Origin of the sequence: Vibrio sp. GLN_1, from assembly GCF_043106015.1 — a bacterium.
GTDB classification, from domain to species: Bacteria; Pseudomonadota; Gammaproteobacteria; order Enterobacterales; family Vibrionaceae; genus Vibrio; species Vibrio parahaemolyticus.
On sequence record NZ_JBICMD010000007.1, the window covers coordinates 107,465 to 129,694 of the forward strand.

General features: G+C 46.1%; 23 protein-coding genes. 15 read left to right on the plus strand and 8 right to left on the minus strand.

The features are described 5' to 3' along the window. Positions 1-5: 5 nt before the first annotated feature. The 3 genes from motA to ACF8OV_RS03205 all read left to right on the plus strand — a co-directional run bounded on the left by motA (position 6) and on the right by ACF8OV_RS03205 (position 2,239). Entirely contained in the window at positions 6-863 is an 858-nt protein-coding gene (motA, locus tag ACF8OV_RS03195) for a flagellar motor stator protein MotA (protein WP_005462768.1), read from the plus strand. After that, complete coding sequence (locus tag ACF8OV_RS03200) at positions 863-1,855, plus strand: flagellar motor protein MotB (protein WP_392404325.1); 993 nt, start codon at positions 863-865, stop codon at positions 1,853-1,855. The genes motA and ACF8OV_RS03200 overlap by 1 nt, the downstream gene beginning before the upstream one ends. A 96-nt stretch (positions 1,856-1,951) precedes the next feature. After that, the gene (locus tag ACF8OV_RS03205) at positions 1,952-2,239 is read left to right on the plus strand and encodes a hypothetical protein (RefSeq protein WP_005462765.1); all 288 of its coding nucleotides are present in this window, start codon (positions 1,952-1,954) and stop codon (positions 2,237-2,239) included. Positions 2,240-2,251: 12 nt separating this feature from the next. Here the strand turns inward: ACF8OV_RS03205 and ACF8OV_RS03210 are convergent, their stop codons facing one another. The 3 genes from ACF8OV_RS03210 to ACF8OV_RS03220 form a co-directional block, all read right to left on the minus strand. Next, positions 2,252-2,629, minus strand: coding sequence for a PH domain-containing protein (locus ACF8OV_RS03210; RefSeq protein ID WP_025552769.1), 378 nt, complete (start codon positions 2,627-2,629; stop codon positions 2,252-2,254). 112 nt (positions 2,630-2,741) lie between these two features. Beyond that, the gene (locus ACF8OV_RS03215) at positions 2,742-2,957 is read right to left on the minus strand and encodes a TIGR02450 family Trp-rich protein (protein WP_140269200.1); all 216 of its coding nucleotides are present in this window, start codon (positions 2,955-2,957) and stop codon (positions 2,742-2,744) included. 139 nt (positions 2,958-3,096) lie between these two features. Next, positions 3,097-3,570, minus strand: a complete 474-nt coding sequence (locus ACF8OV_RS03220; RefSeq protein WP_005462762.1) for an HPP family protein — start codon at positions 3,568-3,570, stop codon at positions 3,097-3,099. 98 nt (positions 3,571-3,668) lie between these two features. Here ACF8OV_RS03220 and ACF8OV_RS03225 point away from each other — a divergent pair, with 98 nt between their 5' ends. The 4 genes from ACF8OV_RS03225 (at position 3,669) to ACF8OV_RS03240 (ending at position 7,052) form a co-directional block, all read left to right on the plus strand. Further along, entirely contained in the window at positions 3,669-4,214 is a 546-nt protein-coding gene (locus ACF8OV_RS03225) for a TetR/AcrR family transcriptional regulator (RefSeq protein ID WP_015313610.1), read from the plus strand. Positions 4,215-4,312: 98 nt separating this feature from the next. Next, positions 4,313-4,777 carry a MerR family transcriptional regulator gene (locus ACF8OV_RS03230; protein WP_005462760.1) on the plus strand — a complete coding sequence of 155 codons (465 nt, stop codon included), beginning with the start codon at positions 4,313-4,315 and terminating at the stop codon, positions 4,775-4,777. 223 nt (positions 4,778-5,000) lie between these two features. Then, positions 5,001-5,945 (plus strand): SDR family oxidoreductase, encoded by a 945-nt coding sequence (locus tag ACF8OV_RS03235; protein WP_005462753.1) that lies wholly within the window; start codon positions 5,001-5,003, stop codon positions 5,943-5,945. Between the two features lie 24 nt (positions 5,946-5,969). After that, positions 5,970-7,052, plus strand: a complete 1,083-nt coding sequence (locus tag ACF8OV_RS03240; RefSeq protein WP_140096891.1) for a trans-acting enoyl reductase family protein — start codon at positions 5,970-5,972, stop codon at positions 7,050-7,052. Positions 7,053-7,101: 49 nt separating this feature from the next. Here ACF8OV_RS03240 and ACF8OV_RS03245 read toward each other — a convergent pair whose 3' ends face one another. Then, positions 7,102-9,525: a formate C-acetyltransferase/glycerol dehydratase family glycyl radical enzyme gene (locus tag ACF8OV_RS03245; RefSeq protein WP_203503510.1), complete on the minus strand. Its 2,424-nt coding sequence runs from the start codon at positions 9,523-9,525 to the stop codon at positions 7,102-7,104. A 2-nt stretch (positions 9,526-9,527) separates the two neighbouring features. Next, positions 9,528-10,457 carry a glycyl-radical enzyme activating protein gene (locus ACF8OV_RS03250; protein WP_169615260.1) on the minus strand — a complete coding sequence of 310 codons (930 nt, stop codon included), beginning with the start codon at positions 10,455-10,457 and terminating at the stop codon, positions 9,528-9,530. Positions 10,458-10,671: 214 nt separating this feature from the next. Between ACF8OV_RS03250 and ACF8OV_RS03255 the strand changes: the two genes are divergently transcribed. Together ACF8OV_RS03255 and ACF8OV_RS03260 are read left to right on the plus strand one after the other, a co-directional pair. Next, the gene (locus tag ACF8OV_RS03255; RefSeq protein ID WP_140201696.1) at positions 10,672-11,346 is read left to right on the plus strand and encodes a fructose-6-phosphate aldolase; all 675 of its coding nucleotides are present in this window, start codon (positions 10,672-10,674) and stop codon (positions 11,344-11,346) included. A gap of 343 nt (positions 11,347-11,689) precedes the next feature. Then, positions 11,690-12,202 (plus strand): DUF2799 domain-containing protein, encoded by a 513-nt coding sequence (locus ACF8OV_RS03260; RefSeq protein WP_140067781.1) that lies wholly within the window; start codon positions 11,690-11,692, stop codon positions 12,200-12,202. 10 nt (positions 12,203-12,212) lie between these two features. On the opposite strand, the gene ACF8OV_RS03265 is transcribed toward ACF8OV_RS03260, so the two are convergent. The 3 genes from ACF8OV_RS03265 to ACF8OV_RS03275 all read right to left on the minus strand — a co-directional run bounded on the left by ACF8OV_RS03265 (position 12,213) and on the right by ACF8OV_RS03275 (position 14,525). Next, entirely contained in the window at positions 12,213-12,668 is a 456-nt protein-coding gene (locus ACF8OV_RS03265) for a GNAT family N-acetyltransferase (RefSeq protein ID WP_025515282.1), read from the minus strand. A gap of 185 nt (positions 12,669-12,853) precedes the next feature. Continuing rightward, entirely contained in the window at positions 12,854-13,936 is a 1,083-nt protein-coding gene (locus ACF8OV_RS03270) for a type I restriction endonuclease (protein WP_024701019.1), read from the minus strand. Positions 13,937-14,054: 118 nt separating this feature from the next. Then, complete coding sequence (locus ACF8OV_RS03275) at positions 14,055-14,525, minus strand: GNAT family N-acetyltransferase (protein WP_025508138.1); 471 nt, start codon at positions 14,523-14,525, stop codon at positions 14,055-14,057. 132 nt (positions 14,526-14,657) lie between these two features. Here ACF8OV_RS03275 and ACF8OV_RS03280 point away from each other — a divergent pair, with 132 nt between their 5' ends. The 6 genes from ACF8OV_RS03280 (at position 14,658) to ACF8OV_RS03305 (ending at position 22,222) form a co-directional block, all read left to right on the plus strand. Next, on the plus strand, positions 14,658-15,848 hold the full coding sequence (locus tag ACF8OV_RS03280) for an MFS transporter (RefSeq protein WP_025632450.1): 1,191 nt from the start codon (positions 14,658-14,660) through the stop codon (positions 15,846-15,848). After that, positions 15,823-16,791 (plus strand): HTH-type transcriptional regulator YidZ, encoded by a 969-nt coding sequence (yidZ, locus tag ACF8OV_RS03285; RefSeq protein ID WP_025524491.1) that lies wholly within the window; start codon positions 15,823-15,825, stop codon positions 16,789-16,791. The genes ACF8OV_RS03280 and yidZ overlap by 26 nt, the downstream gene beginning before the upstream one ends. Before the next feature lie 141 nt (positions 16,792-16,932). Beyond that, the gene (locus ACF8OV_RS03290; protein WP_005484187.1) at positions 16,933-17,802 is read left to right on the plus strand and encodes a DMT family transporter; all 870 of its coding nucleotides are present in this window, start codon (positions 16,933-16,935) and stop codon (positions 17,800-17,802) included. Positions 17,803-18,190: 388 nt separating this feature from the next. After that, on the plus strand, positions 18,191-20,365 hold the full coding sequence (locus ACF8OV_RS03295) for an FUSC family protein (RefSeq protein ID WP_203503513.1): 2,175 nt from the start codon (positions 18,191-18,193) through the stop codon (positions 20,363-20,365). Between the two features lie 10 nt (positions 20,366-20,375). Further along, positions 20,376-22,019, plus strand: a complete 1,644-nt coding sequence (locus tag ACF8OV_RS03300; RefSeq protein WP_025573616.1) for a TolC family protein — start codon at positions 20,376-20,378, stop codon at positions 22,017-22,019. Continuing rightward, entirely contained in the window at positions 22,019-22,222 is a 204-nt protein-coding gene (locus ACF8OV_RS03305; RefSeq protein ID WP_005462724.1) for a DUF1656 domain-containing protein, read from the plus strand. The genes ACF8OV_RS03300 and ACF8OV_RS03305 overlap by 1 nt, the downstream gene beginning before the upstream one ends. The last annotated feature ends 8 nt before the right edge of the window (positions 22,223-22,230 follow it).

Genomic DNA, 22,230 nt, shown 5'->3' on the forward strand with positions numbered 1-22,230 from the left:
ACAAGATGCAAAAGTTTTTAGGAGTCCTCACTATCCTTGTGTGTGTCTTCGGCGGATACATGTGGGCTGGCGGTAAGCTAGGTGCAATTTGGCAACCAGCAGAATTTCTGATCATCATCGGCGCGGCAGCGGGTTCTCTCATTATTGGTAACCCACCACACGTGCTGAAAGAGATGCGCCAACAAGTGCCAGCAACCATCAAAGGTCCAACTGAAGAGTACGAGTACTACATGGAGCTGATGGCGCTATTAAACAACCTGCTAGAAACAGCGCGTAGCCGTGGTTTCAAGTTTTTGGATTCTCACATCGAAGCACCAGAACAAAGCTCTATCTTCCTGATGTACCCGCTAGTTTCTGAGGATCATCGTCTGATTTCGTTCATTACTGATAATTTACGTTTAATGGCGATGGGACAAATGTCGCCTCATGAATTAGAGGGACTGTTAGAACAAGAAATCGAAGCTATCCAGAACGAACTGCTGCTGCCTTCACGCTCATTACAGCGTACCGCAGAAGCACTACCTGGTTTCGGTATTCTTGCCGCAGTTGGTGGCATCATCATCACTATGCAAGCCATAGATGGTTCTATTGCGCTCATTGGCTATCACGTAGCCGCTGCCCTTGTAGGTACATTCATTGGTATTTTTGGTTGTTACTGTGGTCTAGATCCACTAAGTAACGCCATGGCTCAGCGAGTGAAACGTAATATGACCGCTTTTGAATGCGTACGCGCAACGCTCGTTGCTTACGTCGCTAAAAAGCCAACATTGCTCGCCATCGACGCTGGCCGTAAACACATTCAGCTAGACATCAAACCAACATTCAACCAAATGGAGAAGTGGTTAGCTGAACAGGAGGGATAATGCAAAAACAAGAGCATGTAGTGTTCAAACGTGCCAAAGCTCACGGCCATGACGAACCTCATGGCGGCGCGTGGAAAGTCGCGTTTGCTGACTTCATGATCGCCCTAATGGCGCTGTTTCTTGTGCTTTGGGTCATGCAAGTGGTGGATAAAGAAGAGCGTAAAGCGATTGTTGCCCACTTGCATAGCTCAAGCGTGTTCGACAAGAGTTACGGCAATCCATTTGATACCTCACAAAGTATCTCTCCTATCGACTTGGCACAGGACTCTTCTGTGCCAAGTAAACACAATTCCAATCACGTTGTGAGCTCTTATTTTCAAGGTGACGGTGATGGTCCAGAAATTAACTCTCTAGTTCCTGGCACCTTCGACACCCAAGAGCAACTTGCTGCTCTGGCAAAAGTTATCGAAGAGATGACCGCGCAGATCAACGCGCAAGGAAACGTCAACGTTACTGTGACACCACAAGGCTTGCGTATCGTGTTGCAAGACGATTACAAACAGCACATGTTCAGTCGTGGTGGAGCCGAGCTTACGCCATTTTTTGAAGATTTACTGTTGGCACTTGCCCCTCTTTTCGAGCAAGTAACCAACCCATTGATCATCAGTGGTCATACCGATGCGATTCCGTTTAAGAAACGTTTTGGTCGTCAGTCGAACTGGGCGCTGTCGGCATCGCGTGCTGATGTGGCGAGAAAAACGCTGGTTGAAGGCGGAATGCCTGATGATCGCGTCATGCAAGTTACTGGCATGTCAGATCAAGCGTTGCTGAACCCAGATGAGCCAGATTCAAGCGAAAACCGTCGAATCGAACTGTTTATTCTGACAACACCAGCAGCAAAAGTGCTTGAGACCTTATTTGGCAATCAAGATGACAGCGAGCTGCAAAAAGCGAAACAAAAAGCGGAATTTAACCAACCCGTTATTCGACAAGAAGTGATCCGTTACTCGACGGACGCAGAAAAACAAGAAGCGAAAATCCAAGCACTATAACGCTTGTCAACGCCATAAACCACAAAGGTCACCTCGCCCTGCTGGTGACCTTTTTAATCCCTAATCCAATTGCCGTGACTTTTAGTAGAGTTCAATATGCACGAGCCAATGCCCGACACAAAAAGACGTGATGTGTTGAAGAAAGCCTTTTTGTGGCTAATCATCTTCGACTATTTATTATTGGCGTTTTTTCTTACCCAACTCTCTAGCCTCAACCTAAACAGTGGCACCATGATCAGCCTGCTGCTCGTGGTTTACAATGTTCTGCTTGTGTCGTTGTGTTTTCAACGAACCAACAAGCAAGACTCATACATCATCTACCCAGTGCTATCAGCAACGTTGCTCGCTTTTGTCTGCTTCCTTTACTTTTTTTTTCTGGTTTAAGAGCCCCATAACCTAATCAAGTACGCGTTCACTGATCATACGATTGAACACAACGAGGTCAAATGAGCCTTTAATTTCAAACCGAACTCGTCCCACTTCACTTAAGAAAAACTCAATTTCGCAATCGAGATCAAACGTGCCGGAAGTCTCAATAGAGAATGCATTGATCTTGCTGTAAGGCAGCGACGTGTAATCCACTTTTGAGCCCGTAATACCTTGCACATTCGCCGCAATCACTCGTTTGTTGGTAAACACCACTTGATCACGAACGGTTTTAAAAGCGGCGAAAATGGTCTCACCATCAATCAAAAATTTGTGGAAATCATCTCTGACTTTGGAAACGTCAATAGGCTTAAGCTTGAACACAGAGGAGTTATCGAAGTCGATCATGAGTCGTCCTTTAATTAGGCTGAAAAACGAATTTCTCAACGTATCAGACCACACCGGTTTTGCCTATCTACCTCAACCGTTTTTGCTTGATTCATCTAATGCAAAACCCAAATTACTTCCAACCCTGCCGCCATAACTCTGGGTCTTTCAAATTTTGCCAGTTCATCTCTTGCTCACGTTTACTCATAACGGCTTCAATGACGCATTTCACAACATTGCCGTCTTCATCCAGTTTCATTTCAGTTACGACAAAGTGCTTCTCTTTATTTTTAGGTGACGTCGCCGTCCATTTGCTGTGCAATAGTTTCTTTGGGTGAAGTCTATTCATCGCGGTATACCAATTTAGCTATCATCTTTATGTATACGACTGAATACCAAGAGAGAATCAGATTTTATTTTTAAGCATCCACGAAAGGGAAAAGCCGCAAAAGAGGTCATCCCCCAATACGGCCTTACTTGCAATCCACTTAGGTCTTTTGACCGTTCAAACGAGGGTTTAAGTACTGACTCTGTAGCAACTGCAAAGCCTTACCAACCAGCACAATCACCACCGCGCCGATCAGTACTGGCGTGAACAGAAAGCTCCACCCCTGCCCAGATGCCATGATCAAGATAGGATTTGCGCCCGCAGGTGGATGCGTTGTCTTCGTAATCAGCATCGCTGACACACCTAACCCAGTCGCAATCGCGAGGGTGATTGGCGTGATCTCAACGTATTGGCTAAACGCAATACCGATAGATGCCGTAATGAAGTGACCAATGATCACGTTTTTTGGTTGAGCGAGAGGGCTGCTAGGCACCCCAAACACCAACACCGCCGTAGCACCAAAGGGCGCCATGAGAAGTACAACCTCAGTAAGAGATACCTCGGCGTAAGACAACACACCAATAGCCAATGTCGCACCAAGCCCCGCGACCAAAGATAAAATTAAATTATTCATAAACACCTCAAAGTAGACCGAATTGTCTACAAATTAAAATAGACAAATCTGTCTACCTTTGTCAATATGTGTTTGTAGAACTTTTTGAGGACGTAGTTATGAACAAAAAGAAACAGCTATTGATCGACACCGCGTTGTCGCTGTTTTACAAACAGGGCATCAACTCCATTGGCATCAATGAAGTCCTTAAAGTTTCTGGCGTGGCTAAACGCACGCTGTACAGCCATTTTGAGAGCAAAGAAGCGCTCATCCTCGCCGCATTAGAACAACGCCACCAAATCTTCATGGCGTGGCTAGAGGAAAAACTGTCATCAGCACAATCGAGTACAGACGTAATCGACCAGTTGTTTACCGCGCTTAACGGCTGGTTTCATGGTTCTGAGGAAAAATTGGGCGAGTTTCGCGGCTGTTTCTTCATCAACACGTCCGCCGAATTCAGTGACGACAGTGGCGAAATCGCAACGTATTGCCGCCACCATAAACAACAGGTTCGAGAGCTAATTCAACGCTATCTCAAATCAGACAACACATCATTACTCGATGCTATTTGCATCATGAAAGAAGGTGCCATCACTACCGCTTACATGACAAAAGAGTACGACGACGTCACAAAGAAATGCGTGGAAATTTTGCACAAGCTGTAACGGTAAGAAAGCAAGAAACGAAACGACCGAACACCAAACTGGCGAGAATGTTCAGAAATGGTAAGGTTATTTTATCAACCTAATGAGACACGCTTGATATGAAAATTGGCGAACTGGCACAAAAAACGGGCCTTGCTCCCTCGCGTATTCGATTTTACGAGCGCATCGGACTGCTAAAAACCGTGACCCGTAAAGCCAATGGGTACCGCGAGTATCCGCAAGAAGCGTTAATGATTCTGGACATGATCACAACGGGTCAGCAAGCTGGATTCAGTTTGGATGAACTAAGTGCGTTACTGCCATCCGACCTTTCTAACTGGGATCATCATCAGTTGTTGACAACCTTGCAGCAAAAAGTCCAAGAGCTAGACGAACTTGAGCGAAAAATTGCGCAGAGTAAAAGCAAGTTAAAAGAAGTACTTAAAGAGATTGAAGCTAAGCCAGATGACATGGACTGTGCAATGAATGCAAAACGCGTCATGTCTCAGCTTGGTCAAACGATTCTGACCAAAGAAAACCCTTCAAATAAAAATAAAGCCGTCACCAAAGCAAAGCAACGTTAACAAGCGAAGCTTTACTCTTGATGTTGAGTTAAAGATTCGCAAGTTCCCTACCTGCCACTAAATTGAGTTTATCAAAACCATTCGCCCTTAGCTCAGGTCTGCCATCTCCTTATTTCTATATTCAATAAAAATTAATCTGATTTATCTTCAAAATGCGGGTTGACCTTAAACCTAACTTTAATCTTAGGATGAATATCAAAGCAACACAGCAGGAGATTGGTGAATGCAAACGATATTGGGTGCAAGTGGGCAAATTGGCCGTGAGCTAGCATTAAGCCTAAAACGAGACTTTACGAGCGACATCCGTTTAGTGAGCCGCAATCCGCATCGAGTCAACGAGACGGATCAACTGGTAAAAGCGGACTTGCTCGACGCGAAACAAACATCAGATGCCGTAAAAGGTTCTAGTATCGTTTACCTTACTGCAGGGCTACCAATGGATACCCAACTGTGGGTGGAACAGTGGCCAACAATGATGCGTAATGTCATCGCCGCATGTAAAACTCATCAAGCAAAGCTTGTTTACTTTGATAATACCTACATGTACCCGCAAACGGATACGCCTCAACAAGAAGATGCACCATTTCAACCTAATGGAGAAAAAGGTCGAATTCGTGCGGTCATTACTGACATGCTGCTAGAATCGATGAATAAAGGAGAAATCGAAGCCGTTATCTGTCGCGCTCCGGAATTTTACGGCCCGGGAAAAACGCAAAGCATCACTAATTCCGCCATTATCGATAATCTACTTAACCAAAAGAGCGCAAAAGTGTTTTTACGTGATGACACCAAACGCAGCTTAATTTATACGCCAGACGCAAGCCGAGCCATGGCGCTAATTGGGAATACGCCCGATGCTTACGGACAAACTTGGCATTTGCCTTGCGATGATCGTCGACTGACGTATCGGGAGTTTATCGCTGTTGCGGCAAAGGTTTTTAACGTTCAGCCGAAATACAAAGTCATCAAGCGCTGGCAATTGTGGCTAGCTGGGCGATTTAATCAAACCATTCGAGATGCAGCCGAGCTTTTGCCTCGCTACGAATCTGACAACCTTTTTGTTTCAGATAAGTTTCAGACTCGTTTTCCAGATTTTCAAATCACCACATTCGAACAAGGCTTGACCACAATTCAACAAGAAAAAGCCAATGACCAGAAACCTCTTTAAGCAGGCATTGATAGGAGCTTTTTGATGAAAGATAACACACCGGCATCATCCCCAGAGCGTTGGATCATATACGGAGCCAATGGTTATACAGGCGAGCTGATTGCGAGAGAGGCCGTAAAACGGGGTCACCACCCAATCCTTGCAGGTAGAAGTTTAGAGAAAGTACAAAGCCTAGCGGCTGAACTAGGGCTGCAAAGTCTTGCTTTTTCTCTTGAGGATAAAAGCAGCGCGGTCCAACATATTTCGGGTTCCTCACTGGTATTAAACTGCGCAGGGCCCTTTTCTTCGACGGCAAAACCGATGATGAAAGCGTGCCTAGAAGCAGGCGCGCATTATCTCGATATTACAGGTGAGATCTCTGTATTTGAGTTTGCACAAACGCTGCAATCACAAGCAAAGGAAGCTAGTGTCGTATTGTGCTCTGGTGTTGGTTTTGATGTTATTCCAACGGATTGCATTGCAGCCACATTGAAAGCTGCGCTACCAGATGCAACCCACTTGTCTCTCGGTTTTGACTCTCGCTCTGGTTTTTCTCCGGGCACAGCGAAAACGTCTGTCGAAGGTTTGGCTCAAGGCGGAAAAGTGAGACTTAACGGAAAAATCACCACCGTTCCGCTAGCGTATAAAGTTCGCAACATTGATTTTGGTGACGGCGAAAAACTTGCGATGACCATTCCGTGGGGCGATGTTTCAACCGCCTATTACACCACGGGGATTGAGAATATTGATGTTTTTATTCCCGGATCGCCGAACATGATAAAAAACGCTAAACGAGCGAATTGGGTTCGCCCCCTTCTCGGCATAACCTGGGTACAAAACCTCATAAAAAGCCGTATTGAAAGAACCGTAAAAGGACCGAATGAGGAGCAAAGAAACCAATTACCCACATATGTGTGGGGTAAAGCAAGTAACAAACTCGGACAAAGCAAAACAGCACGAGTACAAACGGCCAATGGCTACAGCTTAACCGTAACGGGATCTCTGGCGATTGTAGAACACCTGCTACATACGAAGCCTGAAGCCGGTATATACACACCCTCTAAACTCATGGGCTCCAATTTTGTGTCGCAGCTTCCCGGCTCTAGTGGCATAACCATTGAAGAGTAAACAAAAAGGCACCTATCGGTGCCTTCTGCATTAACAGGGGTTGAGACCATCACAACTCGTGTTCGGTACGGGCGATGATGTCATCCTGCGCGTCTGGTGACAGCGCGGTAAAGAAGGCTGAATAGCCCGCAACTCGCACGACAAGGTCACGATATTGCTCAGGGTTCTTCTTCGCTGCCAGCAAGGTTTCACGAGAGACGATGTTGTACTGCACGTGCCAACCTTTGTGGTGATTAAAGAAGGTGCGAATCAGCATTGAAAGCTTGAGCTTATCTCCTTCTGAAGCGACAGCCGCTGGGCTTAACTTCTGGTTAAGCAGCACGCCACCTAGGATTTTATTGGCTTGAATTTTACCGACTGAGTTATACACCGCCGTTGGTCCCAAACGGTCAGAGCCCGATGCTGGACTTGCGCCTTCCGCCAGTGGCGTTTTCGCTTTTCGACCATCTGGTGTTGCCATCGTGGATGCGCCAAATGGCACGTTGGCAGAGATGCTCGATGTTCCCGCGTAGTAGCCACCACCAATTGGTCCGCGCCCATAACGTGTGTTGACAAATTGCGCCAACTCATCGATATAAACTTGGTAAGCATCAGCCAGCAGTTGGTCGACATAATCGTCGTCATTGCCGTATTTTGGCGCGAAGTTGATTAAGCGTTGGCGAAGTTGTTCGTTCTCAATACCATCGAAGTCTTCTTCTAATGCTTTTGCCAATTCCGTTTGGCTGATTTGTGCTTCTTCAAACACCAAATGTTTGATCGCCGCCAAACTGTTACCCAAATTGGCGATACCCACTTGCAGGCCAGATACCCAATCGTATTTCGCTCCGCCTTCTTTTACGGTTCTACCACGCGCCAAACAGTCATCCACCAGCGATGAGCAGAAAATATCTTGCGCTTGCTGCTCAAGCACGCTGTCGACTACGGTATCGATCTCAATCGATTTACGTGTGTAGTAGCGAATTTGCTCCGCCCAAGAAGCGGTGACTTGATCAAAACTCTCGAAGTTACCTTTTGCTAGCGACTTATCATGCGGCAAGAAGGCTTTGCCCGTCGTTGCATCTACACCTTCGTTAAGCGCCGCCAGTAAAATACGCGCAAAATTAATAAAGCTCATGCCCGTGCAACGGTAACCCCATTTGCCTGGAACAGCGGTTTCAATACAGCCAATAGACGCGTAGTTGTAAGCGTCTGCTTTCTCGACGCCTAGCTTGATGAACTCTGGAATGACGATTTCATCGTTGTTGAATGCAGGCATACCGAATCCGCATTTGATCACTTCAATACAGCCCATCAAGAACTCTTGATTCAGACCTTCATGATAGCGAACACTCAAGTTCGGTTGTGTGGAACGTAGCTGACCACAAGACTCTAAAATCGCCCAAGATAGCGGATTTACGGCGTCTTCAGGTTCTCCATTCTCATTCAGCTTTTGGCCACCGATACAGACATTTTGATACAGAGGAGAACCTGCCGATGCTTTTGAGTGCGCACCAGAGCGAATCTTGTTTACTTCAAGCAATTTCAACCAACAGCTTTGCAATAACTCAAGGGCGAACGCTTTGTTCATCGCGCCACTTTCAAGATCACGCACGTAGTAGTCGTTTAGGAACTGGTCCATCCGACCGAATGAAACAGAGTGGCCATTCGATTCAATTTGCAACATCAACTGCACAAAATAGCTCAGTTGCAGAGCTTGCCAGAAGTTGGTTGGCGCATGGAAAGCCACATGACGACAGTTTTCTGCGATTGTCTCCAGTTCCGCTTTCCTCTCTGGTCGCGTTTCGTTTTGTGCCATTTCCAGAGCGAGATCGGCGTAACTCACCATGTGCTCCTGAATCGCAAGCAAGACAATTTCGACGGACTTATAAAACTGCTCTTTCTTCAACCCTTCATACGTCGACACGTCGTTATTAGCGCGATGCTGACGAACCTCATCCAGCAGACCGTTCATACCGATCTTCAGGATTTTTTCGTTATCCACCGCAAGGTGCGCGTCGCCCGAAGTCATGTTGCCCTCGGCTTTAATGATGGTGCTGGCTAGGATCTCTTGTTGCTCGTCGGTAAAAAGTCCATAGCAGCGATCTTGAACCGTTTTACCGCGCCAGTATGGCGTAATGGCGTGAATGCTTTGTTTGTCTTCTTCACTTACCGCAAAACCAGCCCCAGGTCGGTCGGCCAGTTCGTCGATTTCCGCTTCAATCCAACGCACCGTGTATTCAGGGAAGATCGGCGCAGCGCGTACTTTGCTCGCTTGGTTGCCTACAATCAGCTCGTCGTGCTTAATCCAAATGGTGCGAGTGCGTAAGTGCTCTTGTAACGCCAACGCTCGTTGCACAATCACAGGTTTGTCTTCATTTGCCTGATACGCTCGAGTATAAGCCTCTGCGCGCTCAGTACAGATAGGCGGCGTTACGATGTTGACCAGTGCCGATTTGTGGGCTTTGATTCGCTCTGGAAGGGTATGTAGGTCCATGGTTAACCTCTAACAATCACGTTAAGTTGAGTATGTTCGCTTGCGTATTGCATTGCGTTTTCTAGCAGTTCTGGATTATTTAATGGTTTGTCAGAACACTCGTAAGGCATATCGAGCAAACGGTATTTATTGATGCCGAGGGTGTGATACGGCAGCAAGTGAAGTTCTTGACAGCTTTCTAAAGAAGCAGCGAAATCAATGATCGCTTTGAGCTCATCAATGGTGTCATTGAAGCCCGGCACAACAGGAATACGAATCACAATGCGTTTCGCAATTGGTGCCAATTTTCTAAAATTGTCTTTGATGCGTTTTAACGATCCCTTCGCCCAGCAGAGAAACTTTTCTTCGTCGGTGTGTTTAAGATCCGCTAACCAGCAATCGATATACGGCGCAACTTTTTCTACGTTTTTCCACGGAACATGCATGCACGACTCCACCGCCGTAGACACATGGTTTTGATGCAAACGTTCGGCAAGTTCTGCCACAAGATTTGGCTGCATCAGCGGCTCGCCACCAGAAAACGTCACGCCACCTTGGCTTTGATCGTAAAAAGGCTTGTCTTTCATCAACACTTCAAACAAGTCGTCCGACTTCGCCGCATCTCCACATATGCTGAGCGCTTGTGTTGGGCATACGTTTCGCAGCGCTATGATCTGCGCTTCGCTCATGGCTTTTCGATTGATGATGATTTGATCGTCAATGCGTCGGATACCATCACTCGCCATGTCGCCGTTTACGGTTTGTTTATAAGCCGACACACAAAGCTGGCAGTCCGCCATACAACTGCGCTCATCAAACAGCAGAGAGTGCTTTTCACTGCGGCTTTCTGGGTTTTGGCACCAAGGACAGGACAGACTGCATCCCTTCAGAAACAGAATGGTGCGAATACCATCACCATCGTGGGTCGAGAACCTCTGAATATTGAAATACATTGCCGTCCGCCTCTTGGTTTGCTCTTCTACTTTTCACGCTTTTCTTTTTCTGAAAGCTTCATTTGATAATGAAATATTGCCACTTAACTTTCGTTTTATGAAATTATTATAGCTTCAATTGAAATTACAATTGATCAAAATCAAGATCTCGGCGGATTGTCAGATCTATAGTGATCCCATCATCAAAACGAAGATTTTGTATAAGGTAGAACCCATGATCGAACTCTATTTAGATACTGCTGACGTGGCAGAAGTAAAACGCTTTAACCAATGCCTACCTCTGAAAGGGGTAACCACAAATCCAAGTATTTTGGCGAAGTCAAAACAAGGCTTGAACCAAACCTTAGCTGGCATGCAAGAAGCGCTAGGGGGCACACCCCGTTTCCATGCTCAAGTGGTGAGCACAACTGTAGAAGGCATGGTGGAAGAAGCGCGCCAAATCCATGAATTACCTTATGATATGGTCGTCAAAGTGCCAGCAACCGAAACAGGCTTATCGGCAATTAAGTTAATGAAAAAAGAGGGAATTCAAGTACTCGCCACTGCTATTTACTCTGCTCAGCAAGGTTTCCTTGCGGCATTGTGTGGCGCTGACTATCTTGCGCCTTATGTGAACCGTATTGATGCGATGAACGGTAACGGTGTAGAAGTGGTCGCAGACCTGCAATTGCTACTGGATCAAAACCAACTGCCTGCAAAAATTTTGGCAGCGAGTTTTAAGAATACCCAACAAGCGATGGAAGTGATGAAGTTAGGTATTGAAGCGATCACCTTACCTGTCGATGTGGCCGCGCAGATGTTTTCTCATCCAGCAGTTCAGCCGGCTGTCAATCAATTTGATAAAGACTGGAAATCCGCATTTGGCAACAAACTTTCATTTGAAAGTTAATCGTAAAATTATCGAAAGTCCCGTTCCTCCTCGATCGAGGGGCTTTTGATATGGGAATCTCTGAGAAAAGGTAACATTCGTGCAGGCAACTGTTTATAGATGCGGCTTACGAAGAGATTCCCACCCCACTAGTCTCGCCTCTACCTTCACGCAAACTACTCTATTCGTAACATCACTACTGACGAAAAACGCTCGTTCCACAAGCAAAAAATTTTTGCTTCAAGCCGACAAACTCACAAGCGCGACGCATCAATAAGTCGGTAATTATTAATTTTATCTATTGGAAATGAACACTGTTCATTTATAATCAGCGAACCTAACGCAGTAACAAGGAATCCACTTCATGAAACGCATTGCGCTTCTCTTTGCCATGTTTGCATTAGTTTCTGGTTGTAGCAGCATGTCGCCAGAACAATGCCAAACCGCAGATTGGTATCGCGTCGGCTACCAAGATGGCCGCTCAGGCAACAACCCAAACATTTTGTACGAATATATTAAAGATTGTCGCGAAGCAGGCGTAACGCCAAATCACGTTGAGTGGCAAGACGGTTTTGATAAAGGCACTATTCTTTACTGTTCGCCAGACAATGGTTACACGGTGGGTGTAGAAGGAAAAACCTACTATGGCGTTTGCTCTAACGATCTTTTCCTTAAAAACTATCAGTTAGGCCATCAAGAATATCAGCGTCAACAGCGCATTAACGCGTTAGATGCGGAGATATCACGCCTTGATCATCAATTGGATGCAAACTTAGATAAAGACAACGCGAAGCGTATTAGAGAGAGAAGAAAACAACTGGCGCGTGAGCGTGCATCACTCATCTCGCCAGGAGCTAATTACTACTTTAACTTTTAGTCGCGACGGGCTACAACGCTAGGGTCATAAAGCGGCTATTTGGATCAGGTTGATAGTCGCCAAACGGCTCGCAGTACGCGAAGCCATGTTTTTCATATAGGCGATGCGCGGGTTCAAAAAATGCCATCGACCCAGTTTCCAAACTTAAACGTTGTATCCCCTGATGTTTCGCTTGCTCAATCACGTGATTGAGTAAGCGGGATGCCACGCCCTGTTTTCTCGCCGACGGCGTCGTACGCATCGATTTCAACTCTGCGTGACCATCTTCTAGTTGGCTAATTGCCACACATCCCAATAGCTGCTCACCATCCCAGCCTGTCCAAAACGTGATTGAAGGCAGCTTCAACTTGCTTACATCTAACGCATGCACGCTCTCTGGTGGCGATGTAGCGTACATGTCCTGCAAATGCTCTTCCAACAACGCAAGCACCTGCGGCCGTTCTAAATCGTCGATTTCAATTCTCATATTTCCATCCTTGGTGTTTTTACTATCCAAGTCACCTTAACTATATGTTTTAAAGTTAAATGTCCATCCAAACCTCAAAGATACCTAGGTTTGCACGAAACTAAGATGATTGAATAATAAAAAAGCCCCAACACAAACATCAGAAAAATCATGTGTTGGAGCTTCATTTGCATTTCTATGTAAGTCTATTCGTAAAGTGCTGGCGTACTTTGCAATTGCTCGCTAAATTTGAAAATATCATCAATCGAGTCGATTGGATGACGGGTTTCTGTTTTAGCTTCATCAAAGAGGCCAATGTACTTTTGTTTGGTATTGAACCAGAGGCGACATAATGGCTTCCTATTGTTGTCATCAAGCAGGATACCAAAATAACTTTGCGTATCACGGGCACACACTCGCTGTACATCAACTTGTTGTCGCAATATCGCTTTAACGACATTAAAACCCTCGATCTCTTCATCTGTCGTTTGAACTTTGGGTTTATCTTGAACGGGTTCAACAGATTCTTCAAAGGTGTTGACGCTATCGTCAACCTTGATCGGTGCTTTATCATCTCCACCAATTGCAGATTTCAATCGAGCATTAATGCTGTCGTTCAAGAATTGTTTTAGAGCCTTCGTTGTAATATCCATGAACTGTGCTTTGACTTTTGCGGTTTGGACGCCATCGTACACTTTTGAAGTAAAGAATTTTACAAACTCCTCTTCAGGGTTCTGAAACTGTTCATGAAGTGCTTTTTTAATTTGATTGAGGTACTTGAGCTCGCCGGCAGCATCAACCACAGACTCAACATCAAAAGAAGACTTGGTAAGCTTTTTCACTTCGGGAATTACGTGTTCATCAAGATTGGCAAGATCCAAAGTCAAAAACGGCTTTTCATCCATTTTATTTGGAGCGTCTAAGTCCGTAAAAAACTGATATTCAGATCCATTAGTTAAAATCGCAATACGAGCATTGGTTACTGAAAAATACCGAAACAATTGATTAGCATGTTTAGTGGCCAATGGCTCACCAAATTTTTTACACTCGATAAGAATTTGTACAACCCCATCTTTAATGAGTGCGTAATCTACTTTTTCTCCCTTCTTCGTAGCAATGTCAGCAGTAAACTCAGGGATAACCTCATTTGGATTAAAGACATCATAACCTAATACAGAGTGCAAAAATGGCATTACTAATGCGTTTTTTGTTGCTTCTTCTGTAGCTAAACTCGCTGATACTTGGGGAATTTTTTTGGAAAGAGCTTGAACTCGTTCTATAAAATCCATAAGACACTCCATCATATTGTTCATTTAAACACTTAAAGTATATATGACACTGGTATCTTAAAATGTTGTGTAGTTAAAAGTTTGAATGCCATATGCAAACACTCACTCAACAGCGAACTTAAAGCGGTTGTCTCATAATGTGCTGCGGTCCAACGGGGCCGCCGTGGTAAAGCTCATTGGTATCTTCAAACCCTGATTTTAAATAGCACTGATAAGCAGGTATGTTGCGGCAATTCACGGTGAGATAAAGCGCCTCAAACTCGGGATAATGGCGTTTGGCGAAATCGGCAAACTGTTGAATGGCTTGCTTGGCGATGCCTTTGCCTTGATGACGGTGATCCACCAGCAAAGCACGTACGCCTAAACTGTTTTTAGGGCAAAAATCGTATTTCTCGCTGTAAGCTGCATCAAATAGAAAAAAGCCAACCACGTCATCGTCTGCCAGAATCAGATGCGGAAGCTCTGTGGGTTCAAGACGTGTAAGCATTTCACCCACATCCGCGACCGTAAACTGCGATTGCTCTTCTAGCACGCTAAGTTCGCAAGTTTGTTCATGTCGCTCAGGCGAATACTTCTCAATAGTAATCATAATCTTCCTTGTTGTTTTTATGCTCAATTCATACAGGGTATGTCGTAAATAGAAATACCTAGTGTCGTATTTCCCACTCGCAGGCAAACGTTTAGCACTCTATTATCCTCGCCATTCGATAGAGAGGTTTCCATGTCCCGTTTTTTACTTTGTAGTTTTGCACTCGTTTTACTCTACCCTACTGCCATTGATTTGTATCTTGTTGGTTTGCCTCAAATTGCGTCAGATCTCAACGCCAGTGAATCTCAGTTGCATATTGCGTTTTCGATCTATTTAGCTGGCATGGCTACCACCATGTTATTCGCGGGGAAAATTGCAGACTCTGTGGGACGAAAACCTGTTGCCGTCGTCGGCGCGATGATCTTCGTGCTCGCGTCTTTTCTCGGCGGGATGGCTGAGCAACCAAACGCTTTCTTGATTGCTCGCTTTTGCCAAGGCATCGGGGCTGGATCTTGCTATGTCGTAGCGTTCGCGATTTTACGCGACACGTTAGACGATGAACGCCGCGCGAAAGTATTGTCGATGCTCAATGGCATCACCTGTATCATTCCAGTGATCGCACCCGTGATTGGTCACTTGATTATGCTGAAATTTCCTTGGCCGAGTTTGTTTACCACGATGGCAGGAATGGGCATTCTCGTCAGTGTATTGGCCATTTTTGTTCTCAAGGAATCACTACCCAGCCAACAATGTGAAGAACAGACAGCGCCAGAGAGCCATCAAGAGACTTTCTTCGAGCGATTTTTTATCAGTAGGCTGATCATTACTGCACTTGGAGTGACCACCATTCTGACCTTTGTTAACGCTTCACCAATTGTCGTGATGAGCATGCTTGGTTTTGATCGCGGTGGCTATTCTTCCATCATGGCAGGGACTGCGACGATCAGTATGTTGATTTCATTCTCGGCGCCATTGGCATTGGGGATTTTTAAGCAGCGAACTTTAATGATGACCTCTCAAGTATTGCTCGCTTGTGCAGCCATCGTGCTCAGTGCTGCCCATTTCCATGATGGACAATCTCATTACTATGTGTTCGGACTTGGGCTGATTTGCGCTGGCTTCGCTTGTGGCTTTGGCGTGGCCATGAGCCAAGCGCTCAGCCCATTCTCTCAACAAGCTGGCGTGGCGAGCTCACTACTGGGCATTGCTCAAGTTTGTAGTTCAGCGTTCTATATTTGGTTTATGGGTTTCATCGGCGTTAGTGCACTGAATATGTTGGTGTTTATCTTAGTGTTAGGTAGCGTAATCAGCCTTGCTCTAATACTATTGATTCCAAAGCCTGTTCACGATACCCATTATGAAGAAATCCCTAGCGCGACTTGATTTAAACTTACTGTTCACTCTGCAATTATTGCTGCAAGAGCAAAGCGTTTCGAAAGCTTCGAAAAAGCTGAACGTTACGCCCTCTACCGTAAGTAAGTCGCTCAACAAACTTCGTCATTGGTTCGATGATCCTTTGTTTGTCAAAACACCTAAAGGTCTTGCGCCAACGCCTTTGGCGCAAAGCATGGAGCAAGATCTAGCAGAATGGCTGCAAATTGGCAGCCAGATTGCAGAAAAACGCAGCGATATTACGCCTAAAGGAGTGCGTTTTGATATCACGATTGAGTCGCCATTAGTGCTCACGGTGCTGGACAGACTCATCGTCGCTATCCACCAGCGATACCCTGAAGCGAAAGTAAAAACCAGTAACTGGGATTACGATTCACTCGACGCCATCATTCGAGGCGAGGCGGATATCGGTTTTACCGGCCGAGAAAGTCACCCGAGATCGAAAGAGTCGTTGGATCTTCTGCCGTATTTCTTGGATTTTGAGATTCTATTTTATGACCTGCCGATGGTGTATTTACATAAAGATCATCCGGCATTACAGCAAGAGTGGAATCTCGAGACCTTTCTGAGCTACCAACACATCAATATTGTTTGGGAAAAAAGTGAAACTTGGGCGTTGGATGAAGTGTTAACGGAACTAGGGCTACAGCGCTCTATCGGGCTGACGATGTCCAACTTTGAGCAATCCCTTTTTATGGCAGCGCAGCCGACGCATGACATGATCACCACCGCGCCGCACTATTGCAAAAGCTACACAGAAAAGCTGCATCTCGATTTGGTGTGCTTGCCAATTCCGTTAGACCAAGCTCAACAAGACAAGTTACTGATTCCATTTACCATGATTTGGCATAAACGCAATGCGTACAATCCCAAATTGCTATGGTTGAAAAACACCATCAAGTCATTGTACGAACAACCATCCCTACCACAGTAACACTCAGGCTAAGGTCAGGTTTTCTCTGGTGATTTTTGCTGATTTTCTCGCTCTGACAGCTATAACTAATCACTTTATCAACTAATGAAAAAGGTCGTTTGACGCTACACTCAATCCATATTTCTGCGTTAAGGGCCAAGGATGTCGACCTTTTTACTCACTGCTATTACGATGCTGGCGTTCGCCGCCAATTCATTATTGTGCCGACTTGCATTGGCCGAAGGGTTGATTGATGCAGGAAGCTTCACTCTCGTCCGATTGATATCTGGCGCGATTACCTTAATCGCATTGCTTGTCGTGAGAGGTCAGTGGAAAACCGATCGGCCAACTTCTCGCTTTCGCTTTTTTGCTGGCGTGGCGTTATTTGGTTACGCTGCCCTTTTCTCTTTCGCGTACTTACAACTGGCGACAGGAACCGGTGCTTTGCTTTTGTTTGGTGCCGTGCAACTGACGTTACTGGCCATCTATTGGTGGCAAGGTGAGCGCTTTCAGTTTCTCGAAATCATCGGTATCGGCCTTTCGATTGTTGGCTTTGTTTGGTTAATGTTGCCATCTGCCACTCGCCCCGACATCAGTTCTGCACTTCTCATGTTGATTTCTGGCGTTTGTTGGGCTGCGTTTACTGCGCTCGGCAAACAAGCGCCTTCTCCAAGTAGTGGCATCACATGGGGGTTTATCGCTGCATCTATGATTGGCATACTCCTATCACCGTTGATGCTGTCCTCAATCTATCTCTCTTTGAGCGGAATCTTGCTCGCTATCACGTCTGGCGCTATTGCATCTGGCCTTGGGTATACGCTTTGGTATCAAGTCATGCGTAAGCTCTCTTTACTTCAAGCCGCCGTCAGCCAACTTTCCGTGCCAGCCATTGCTTTGCTGCTAGGTACCGTCGTACTCCACGAGTCTCTTTCACTGCATACACTTTTAACCAGTGGCATCATTCTTGGTGGTATCGCTTTGGTTTTTTTATCTCGATCCAAAAAAACAAGCGAACAATCGGCAAGCCGATAAAAAATAATAACTTTCCCTCTCAAATACCTATTCATCATCTATGCTTTTTAAAGCAGCAAAGCTCATTGCAGATGGTACGAGTGGCCTGCTTTAGTATCAGGCGAAGGATATAAGGTGAGAATTGGCTCACACAACACGACGATTTTGTTTCAAAAGTGAGAATCGTCACAGATCGCGATTTTGCTCGTTTTAGGCGTTTCGTCAATAACGCCAAGGGCTAGCGCGAGATCGAGCCAAATACGCACTTTGTGTTTTGACAAAGGGTTTACAAAGCACACTTTTTCACCCGCTATATTCCGCCCCCCGAATTTATTCAGAACAAGATTCTGATTATTCACATAAGAAATTCATCAACTTATAACGATAAGCCTGAGCAAACTTTGACACTATGAACGACAAAATAAAATTCGCTATTAAAGTATCGCTTAGCCTGACTCTGGCTTATCTAATCCCGTTTGCCATGGGTTGGCCGCAAGCATCGACGGCCGCAACCACAGTGATGCTGATTGCATCCACAGGCAGTCGTCGTGAATCTCTCGCCAAAGGTACCTTACGCGTGTTCGGTACGTTGGTTGGCGCCGTCGTTGGCTTGTTACTGGTGGGATTGTTTGCTCAAGACCGCTTGCTGTACATGCTGAGCGTGTCGGTTGTGGTCTCTTTCATTTTTTACTTCCGTAATGCCTACCAAAAAGATCCAACGCTACTCATGCTGACCGGCGTCATGACGCTGATGATGTCCAATGGCGGTGATGCAGAAGGTGCGTTTCTTTATGGCGTTGACCGCGCTTATATGACGGTGTTTGGGGTGGTGGTTTACACACTCGTGGGGACTTTCTTATTCCCGACCAAAACAGAACAAAACCTAAGACAGCTCATCGAACAACTCAACCAAGCACAACGCGCGTTGTTCACCGCTATCTTGCAAAATTTCGAGCAAAAATCGGCAGGGCAAGTCTCTACTCAAGAAGAGGGAGAAGAAAATCCAGAAGCAGGAGAGCCACAACCTAGCGTGGATTCTCTTATCGAACAGATGTTCGCCGCCCAAAATGCGCTCGAACAGCGTTTTGCCACAGTCAGTGTGGAATGCAGCGACGTGTCGGCCTACATGAAAGAGTGGCGCTTGGCGGTTCATTTGAACAAGCAGGTAACGCAACAATTGACCGTTGCGGCGCACAGCCACTTTAGCCACCAGCAAGACCGTGAAAGCATCAGCAACTTTGATCAAGCCGTTGCGGAAATTGACGCGCTATTTGATACCTGCCAACAAGTCTGGGACGAAAAAGAGCCTGCTTTTCGTGCTCAAGAGTTCAAAGTCGAATACAACCAAGCGTTGCTTGAAGACGCAGCGCACCTAGAGAAAGGCTCTGCGCTTATGCTGGGGCACCTTTTGGGGCTCATGCATCAAAACTTGTCGCGTTTAGCGGAGAGCATTAGCTGCATTGACTCTGTGACGAACAATGTCTCCTTTGACGTGCCGCTGCCGAAACCGAAAGGCAAGTTTCTATGGTGGGACGCAGAAAACTTTAAAACCGCGGTCAAAACCTTTGTCACTTATTGGGTTGCAGGACTGATTTGGATTTATTTCAATCCGCCAGGCGGATACTCGTTCGTGGTCTTCTCGACCATGTTTATGTCTTTGCTGTCGTTCGTGCCTGTGCACCCGATTTTGTTGCTAGTGCTGTTCACTTTCGGCTTCTTGTTCGCGGTGCCTTCTTACGTCTTCATTCTTCCGCAATTGGATCTCGGGTTAGAACTTGGCCTATTCATCTTTATCTACACCTTTATCGGCTTTTATCTGTTTAACGGGCCAGTGACGATTTTCTACATGGTGGGCTTGTTTGTTCTCGGTTTAGATAACAACATGTTCTATCACTTCGGGATCCTCATGACGATCATGCTGCTGTTCTACATGGTGGTATTCATGATCATTTTCGCGCACTACTTCCCGTTTAGCTCACGACCAGAACACCTCTTTTTGACTATAAAAGAGCGCTACTTTAGGCACACTCGGGATCTGTTTGACTCCTATCAGAAGCAGTCCAGCTCGATTATCACTCCGCTCAAACGGGCCTTGCACTTGGTGACGCTCAACGTTTCATCGAAAAAGCTCAAGGTGTGGGGTTCGAAAATCAACCACAAACACTTTGACAAAACCACGCCAGAAGCGATTGGCGCATTTAGCAAAGCGTGTGATGTACTCAGTAATCACATCAACATCTTAATGGCCGCCGAGAAAAAGTTGATGACCAATCCGCTGATTACTCAGCTTCGCCAACAACACCGCGATTCCATCATTCCTTTGATGGCGGGCGCTTTAGCCAGCCACCAAGCAACACAAGAACTCGACTCCGTATTCGACCAATACAGTCAGGATTACCAAATATTCGAAGATAAACTGGAAGATTTTTTTAGTGAGTTGGATTTATCTGACTACGCTTATTCTGAGATAGCCGGTTTTTATATCTTGCTGAATTTAAAACGGAACGTGTTCGAAGCAATCAAGCATTGCAAGCAAACCTACGAGGATATCGATTGGGTGAACTTACAACAGAAGCGGTTTTAAAGGTGGGGATATGATGCTTCCAAAACTAACCAAACCAAGCCTCGCCATACTTTCCCTGCTCGGGCTCAGTGCGTGTACCACTGTGGGGCCAGACTATGTCCACCCACCGCAAACGCCATTACCAAGCGATTGGTCGGTGCAAAAAGCAGCCAAAGATACGCAGCAATCCGAGCAACAATTACAACAGTGGTGGCAGCAGTTTAACGACCCGACGCTCAATCAATTAGTCGAGTTGGCGAATGAGCAAAACCTAGACATAGAAGCCGCGGGGCTGCGCATTGTCCAAGCTCGTTCATTACTTGGCATTTCGACCGGCTTGCAATACCCGCAAGTTCAAACCGTGTCAGGAAATCTAGCGCGTGCCTACGTGAATGATCAGGGTGTAAACAACGCCGCTCTGTCGTTTGATGCGGCGTGGGAAATGGATATTTGGGGCAAATACGCTCGTGGTATCGAATCTGCAGAAGCCGGTTATTACGCATCCATCGCCTCGTATCACGACATCATGGTCACCATCACAGCTGAGGTGGCGCGCAATTACATCAACTATCGCACATTCCAAGAACGTATTTTGCTGTCTCGCCGCAATATCGAGATTCAAGAACGCGTTGTGCACATCACCCAAGTTCAGTTTGATTCCGGCAACGTAACAGAGCTAGACGTACAGCAAGCGAAAAACCAGCTTTACACCACAAAAGCCGCGCAACCAAGCCTCGAAGTCGCGATGAAGCAATCGCGCACGGCACTGGCTTTGTTACTGGGTGTATTGCCTGAAGAAGTAGAGAAATTGCTGCAATCGGACGGTTTGACGCAGCAAATTGCTGATTATGAAGCGCAGTTCAAATCGACGGGCAGAAAATCGGCGCTATCGGGCACCGACGAGCACTCCATTGTGCCGCGCCCACCGCTGTTGGATACCCAAGTGGACGCGAACTTAGTGATGCGCCGTCCGGATTTGCAAGTCTCTGAGATGCAAGCTCGCGCGCAAAGTGCGCAGATTGGCGTGGCGGAAACGGCTCTGTACCCAAGCTTTTCGTTGTTCGGTTCCATCGGTATCGACAGTACGGTTCCCGACGGCAGCAGTTTCAGTTTTAGCGATTCGCTCACCATGGTGGTTGGCCCAACGTTCAGTTGGAACATTTTCCAATACGGACGTGTGAAAAATAACATTCGCTTCGAAGATGCTCGCTTCCAAGAAACGCTGACCAACTACAACAAAAAAGTGCTGCAAGCCGTGAACGAAGTGACCAATGCGATCGAAGCGTATGACCTGTATTTGCAGCAAAAAGATTTACGTTTGCAATCGGTCAACTCCTCCATTCGTGCGTTCAACATCTCCATGACGCAGTACGAAAACGGCCAAATTTCTTTTGAGCGACTGCTCAACTCAGTCGAAAAAATGACGCGCGCGGAAGACAGTTACGCGCAAATTAAAGGCAATGTCGCGAACCAAGTGATCGCGCTGTACAAAGCGTTGGGCGGCGGCTGGCAGGCACAAACGGGGAAACCATTCCTTGAAGAATCCATCGCCAAGCAGATGCAAGATCGTACCGATTGGGACGGTTATCTGGATGAAGAAAACCGTACGTTGCCACCTTTGCCTATCGAAACACCGACGGAAAACAGCGATAAGAACAAAACGGAGGATCTCTAATGCCTCATGAACTCTCTTGGGGAGACATTTACTTTTCTCCCACGCTACTGGTGCTCTTTCTCGCCGTCACGGCAACGTGGATAACGGTGATGATATTGAACAAGACACGTTTGTCTCGCTTCATCGCTTTTCCGTCTCTGACGTTTATTGCCATCATGGTCGGTTATGTGGTGGCCATCGACAGCTTTTATATTCAATTTTAGGTGCCAAA